3 protein-coding genes are annotated in these 4,878 nt (G+C 72.1%); all 3 read right to left on the bottom strand.

The genetic code is table 11. From position 1 onward, the window contains the following. Window positions 1-32: 32 nt before the first annotated feature. Complete coding sequence (locus tag ACIQOV_RS27740) at window positions 33-2,180, bottom strand: 3-hydroxyacyl-CoA dehydrogenase NAD-binding domain-containing protein (RefSeq protein WP_401053072.1); 2,148 nt, start codon at window positions 2,178-2,180, stop codon at window positions 33-35. A 2-nt stretch (window positions 2,181-2,182) separates the two neighbouring features. After that, window positions 2,183-3,427, bottom strand: a complete 1,245-nt coding sequence (locus tag ACIQOV_RS27735; RefSeq protein ID WP_359910906.1) for an acetyl-CoA C-acyltransferase — start codon at window positions 3,425-3,427, stop codon at window positions 2,183-2,185. Between the two features lie 314 nt (window positions 3,428-3,741). After that, window positions 3,742-4,878, bottom strand: a 1,137-nt coding sequence (locus ACIQOV_RS27730; protein ID WP_401053069.1) for an HRDC domain-containing protein, incomplete at its 5' end; no start/stop codon positions are given.

Genomic DNA, 4,878 nt, shown 5'->3' with positions numbered 1-4,878 from the left:
GGGCTCCTCCGTGTTCCGGGTACGGGCCGTGCCTAGGCGGGCACCGAGGCCACGCCGGGGGCGAGGAAGGTCTTGCCGTTCACCCGCTCCGAGACGCCCTCACGGTCCAGGTACGGGGTGATCCCGCCCAGGTGGAAGGGCCAGCCGGCACCGGTGATCATGCAGAGGTCGATGTCCTGCGCCTCGGCGACGACACCCTCCTCCAGCATCAGACCGATCTCCTGCGCCACGGCCTCCAGGGCGCGGGCGCGGACCTGCTCCTCGGTGAGCACCGAGTCGCCGAAGGACAGCAGCTCCAGCACCTCGGGGTCGAGGACCTGCTGCCCGTCCGTCCAGGTGTAGAAGCCGCGCTTGCCGGCCTTGACCACCTTGGCGAGGTTCTCGGAGACGGTGAACCGCTCCGGGAAGGCGCCGTGCAGGGTCTCCGAGACGTGCAGGGCGATGGCCGGGCCGACCAGCTCCAGCAGCACGATCGGGGACATCGGCAGGCCGAGCGGCTCGACGGCCTTCTCGACGTCGGCGATCGGGGTGCCCTCGTCGATGATGCCCTGGATCTCGCCCATGAAGCGGGTCAGGATCCGGTTCACCACGAACGCCGGGGCGTCCTTGCAGAGCACCGAGGTCTTCTTCAGCTTCTTCGACACGGCGAAGGCGGTGGCCAGCGCGGCGTCGTCGGTCCTGTCGCCGCGGACGATCTCCAGCAGCGGCAGGATCGCGACCGGGTTGAAGAAGTGGAAGCCGACGACCCGCTCGGGGTGCTTCAGCTTCGAGGCCATCTCGGTGACCGACAGCGAGGAGGTGTTGGTCGCCAGCACGCAGGTCGGCGAGACCACGTTCTCCAGGTCCGCGAAGACGGCCTGCTTGACGCCCATCTCCTCGAACACGGCCTCGATGACGAAGTCCGCGTCGCCGAAGGCGGCGGCCTTGTCCAGCGAGCCGGAGACCAGGCCCTTGAGGCGGTTGGCCTTGTCCTGGCTGATCCGGCCCTTGCCGAGCAGCTTGTCGATCTCGGCGTGGACGTAGCCGACGCCCTTGTCGACGCGCGCCTGGTCGATGTCGGTGAGGACCACCGGCACCTCCAGACGGCGGGCGAACAGCAGCGCCAGCTGCGAGGCCATCAGACCGGCGCCGACGACGCCGACCTTGGTGACCGGGCGGGCCAGCGACCTGTCCGGCGCGCCGACCGGGCGCTTGGCCCGGCGCTGCACCAGGTTGAAGGCGTAGATGCCGCTGCGCAGCTCGCCGCTCATGATGAGGTCGGCCAGGGCCGTGTCCTCGGCGTCGAAGCCGGCCTGCAGGCTCGCCTTGTCGGCGAGGTCGAAGTCCTTGGCGGCGGCGATGATGTCCAGCGCCCGGTACGCGGCCGGAGCGGCGCCGTGCACCTTGCCGTCGGCGACCATGCGGCCCCAGAGGACGGCGTCGTCCCAGGCCTTGCCGCGGTCGATCGCCTCGCGCTCGACGACGACGTCGCCCTTGAGGACCTTGGCGGCCCAGAGCAGCGACTGCTCCAGGAAGTCGGCCGGCTCGAAGATCGCGTCGGCGATCCCCAGCTCGAACACGTCCTTGCCCTTGAGCTGCTTGTTCTGGTTCATCGAGTTCTCGATGACGACCTTGACGGCCTTACCGGCACCCACCAGGTTCGGCAGGATGGTGCAGCCGCCCCAGCCGGGGACGAGGCCGAGGAAGACCTCGGGCAGCGAGAAGGCCGGGACGCCCGCCGACACCGTGCGGTAGTCGCAGTGCAGGCCGACCTCGACGCCGCCGCCCATCGCCGCGCCGTTGTAGAAGGCGAAGGTGGGGACGGGCAGCGAGGCGATCCGCTTGAAGACGTCGTGGCCGCCCTTGCCGATGGCCAGCGCGTCCGCGTGCTCCGTGAGCAGCTCGACGCCCTTGAGGTCGGCGCCGACCGCGAAGATGAACGGCTTGCCGGTGATCGCGGCACCGACGATCGTGCCCTCGGCGGCCTCGGCCTCGACCTGGTCCAGCGCCTCGTTCAGCTTGAGCAGCGAGCCCGGGCCGAAGGTGGTCGGCTTGGTGTGGTCGAAGCCGTTGTCCAGGGTGATCAGGGCCAGCCGGCCGGCCTGCAGCGGCAGGTCGAGGTGGCGGACGTGCGCGGTCGTGACGACCTCGCCCGGGAAGAGCTCGGCGCCGCGGGTCAGCAGCTCAGTGGTGTTGGCCATGGTCACTTACCACCCTCGACCTGAGACGACGTTTCCGCTCCGCTCCAATGCGGGTTCTCCCAGATGATCGTGCCGCCCATGCCGAAGCCGATGCACATCGTGGTGAGGCCGTAGCGGACCTCCGGGCGCTGCTCGAAGCGGCGGGCCAGCTGGTTCATCAGGCGCACGCCGGAGGAGGCCAGCGGGTGGCCGAAGGCGATCGCGCCGCCGTACGGGTTGACCCGCTCGTCGTCGTCCGCGATGCCGAAGTGGTCCAGGAAGGCCAGGACCTGGACGGCGAAGGCCTCGTTGACCTCGAAGGCCTGGATGTCGTCGATGGTCAGACCGGCCTTGGCCAGCGCCTTCTCGGTGGCCGGCACCGGGCCGACACCCATGACCTCGGGCTCGACGCCCGCGAAGGCGAACGAGACCAGGCGCATCTTCACCGGGAGGCCGAGCTCCTCGGCGACGTCCTCGGCGGCCAGCAGCGAGGCGGTGGCGCCGTCGTTCAGACCGGCCGAGTTGCCCGCGGTGATGTTGCCGTGCGGGCGGAACGGGGTCTTGAGGCCCGCCAGGTTCTCCATCGTGGTGCCCGGGCGCATCGGCTCGTCCACGGTGGCCAGGCCCCAGCCGGTCTCGCCGACCTCGGGGTTGGTGTTGCGGATCGTGATCGGCACCAGGTCGGGCTGGATGTCGCCGTTGGCGTACGCCTTGGCGGCCTTCTCCTGCGAGCGCACGGCGTAGGCGTCGCAGCGCTCCTTGGTCAGGTGCGGGAACCGGTCGTGCAGGTTCTCCGCGGTCATGCCCATGAACAGGGCGGACTCGTCGACCAGCTTCTCGGAGACGAAGCGCGGGTTCGGGTCGACGCCCTCGCCCATGGGGTGGCGGCCCATGTGCTCGACGCCGCCGGCCACGACCACGTCGTACGCGCCGAAGGCGATGCCGCCCGCGGTGGCGGTCACGGCGGTCAGCGCGCCGGCGCACATGCGGTCGATCGAGTAGCCGGGCACGGACTTCGGCAGGCCGGACAGCAGGGCGGCGGTGCGCCCGATGGTCAGACCCTGGTCGCCGATCTGCGTGGTGGCCGCGACGGCGACCTCGTCGATGCGCTCGACGGGCAGGTTCGGGTTACGGCGCACGAGCTCCCGGATGCACTTGACGACCAGGTCGTCGGCGCGCGTCTCGTGGTAGATGCCCTTCGGGCCGGCCTTGCCGAACGGGGTGCGGACGCCATCGACGAAGACGACGTCCCTCGCGGTACGAGGCACGGGGGCTCTCCTCCCAGGGACCAACATTTAGGTGGGCGGGCTGCCGCCGTCGAAGACCCGAGCGGCGCCGCATCACGGCCATGCTACCCGCCGGTAACCAACCTGCCCAGGCCCCTCGGAGGGATCTGACCATGTGTCTCCCGACACGTTCCCCGGCCGTCCGACCAGGAGCGCCGGTTCCCGGGGACGGCGAAGGGGATGTCGCCCGTACGGACGACATCCCCTTCCCGTGTTGCCGGATCGGCCCGGACCGCGACCGGCCCCGCGCGGCCGTCGGCCGTCGGCCCCGGGCCCCGACCGGCTCCGCGCCGTGATCAGTCCTGGGCGACGACCGCCGCGGCGAAGGCGGCGGCCACCGCCGGCGCCACCAGGTCCACCTGCCACTGCCGGGCGCCGAGCCCGCGCAGTGCGGCGGCCACGCCCTCCGGGCCCGGGTCGGCCGGCGGCTGCCAGGAGACCCGCCGGACCAGGTCCGGGGTGATCAGGTTCTCGGCCGGCAGGTGGTGGCGCTCGGCCAGCTCGCTGATCGCGCTGCGCGCGCCGGAGAGCCGGGCGGCGGCCACCGGGTCCTTCTCGGCCCAGGCCCGCGGCGGCGGCGGTCCCTCGTGCGGCGCGGTGGCCGGCGGCAGCAGGTTCTCCGGGATCTCCCGGCCGCGCTGCACGGCCGCCAGCCACTGCTCCAGCTGGCGCCGGTGCACCCGGGGGCCGAAGCCCTGGACGGCCTGCAGGGAGGCGATGTTCAGCGGCATGGCCAGTGCGGCGTTGACGATCGCCGCGTCCGCGAGCACCCGGCCGGGGGAGACGTCGCGGTCCTGCGCCATCCGGTCGCGGGCGAGCCACATCTCGCGCACCACGGCCAGCTGACGGCGGCGGCGGACCTTGTGCAGCTGGGAGGTGCGGCGCCACGGGTCGGTGCGCGGGGCCGGGCGGGGCGCGGCGGCGATCGAGGCGAACTCCTCCATCGCCCAGCCGAGCTTGCCCTGGGCGTCCAGCTCCCGTTCGAGTGCGTCGCGCAGCTCGACCAGCACCTCGACGTCCAGAGCGGCGTAGCGCAGCCACGGCTCGGGCAGCGGGCGGGTGGACCAGTCGACCGCGGAGTGCTCCTTGGCGAGGCTCAGCCCGAGCACGTTCTCGGTCATCGGCCCGAGGCCGACCCGGGCGAAGCCGGCGATCCGCCCGGCCAGCTCGGTGTCGAAGAGGCGCCGGGGTCTCATGCCGACCTCGGCGAGGCAGGGCAGGTCCTGGCTGGCCGCGTGGACCACCCATTCGGCGTCCTCGACGGCCCGGCCGAGCGCACTGAGGTCCGGGCAGGCGATCGGGTCGATCAGGGCGGAGCCGGAACCCTCGCGGCGCAGCTGGATGAGGTAGGCGCGCTGCCCGTAGCGGTAGCCGGAGGCCCGTTCGGCATCGACGGCCACCGGTCCGGTGCCCCCGGCGAAGGCGGCGACGAC

The sequence above is a fragment of the Kitasatospora sp. NPDC091257 genome, from assembly GCF_044757675.1.
GTDB classification, from domain to species: Bacteria; Actinomycetota; Actinomycetes; order Streptomycetales; family Streptomycetaceae; genus Kitasatospora; species Kitasatospora lactacystinica.
This window is presented reverse-complemented; position numbering and strand designations above follow the sequence as displayed.

What these genes read in the sequence shown, in the direction of transcription:
- ACIQOV_RS27740 (WP_401053072.1), bottom strand. Translation starts at nt 2,180, where the DNA reads ATGGCCAACACCACTGAGCTGCTGACCCGCGGCGCCGAGCTCTTCCCG.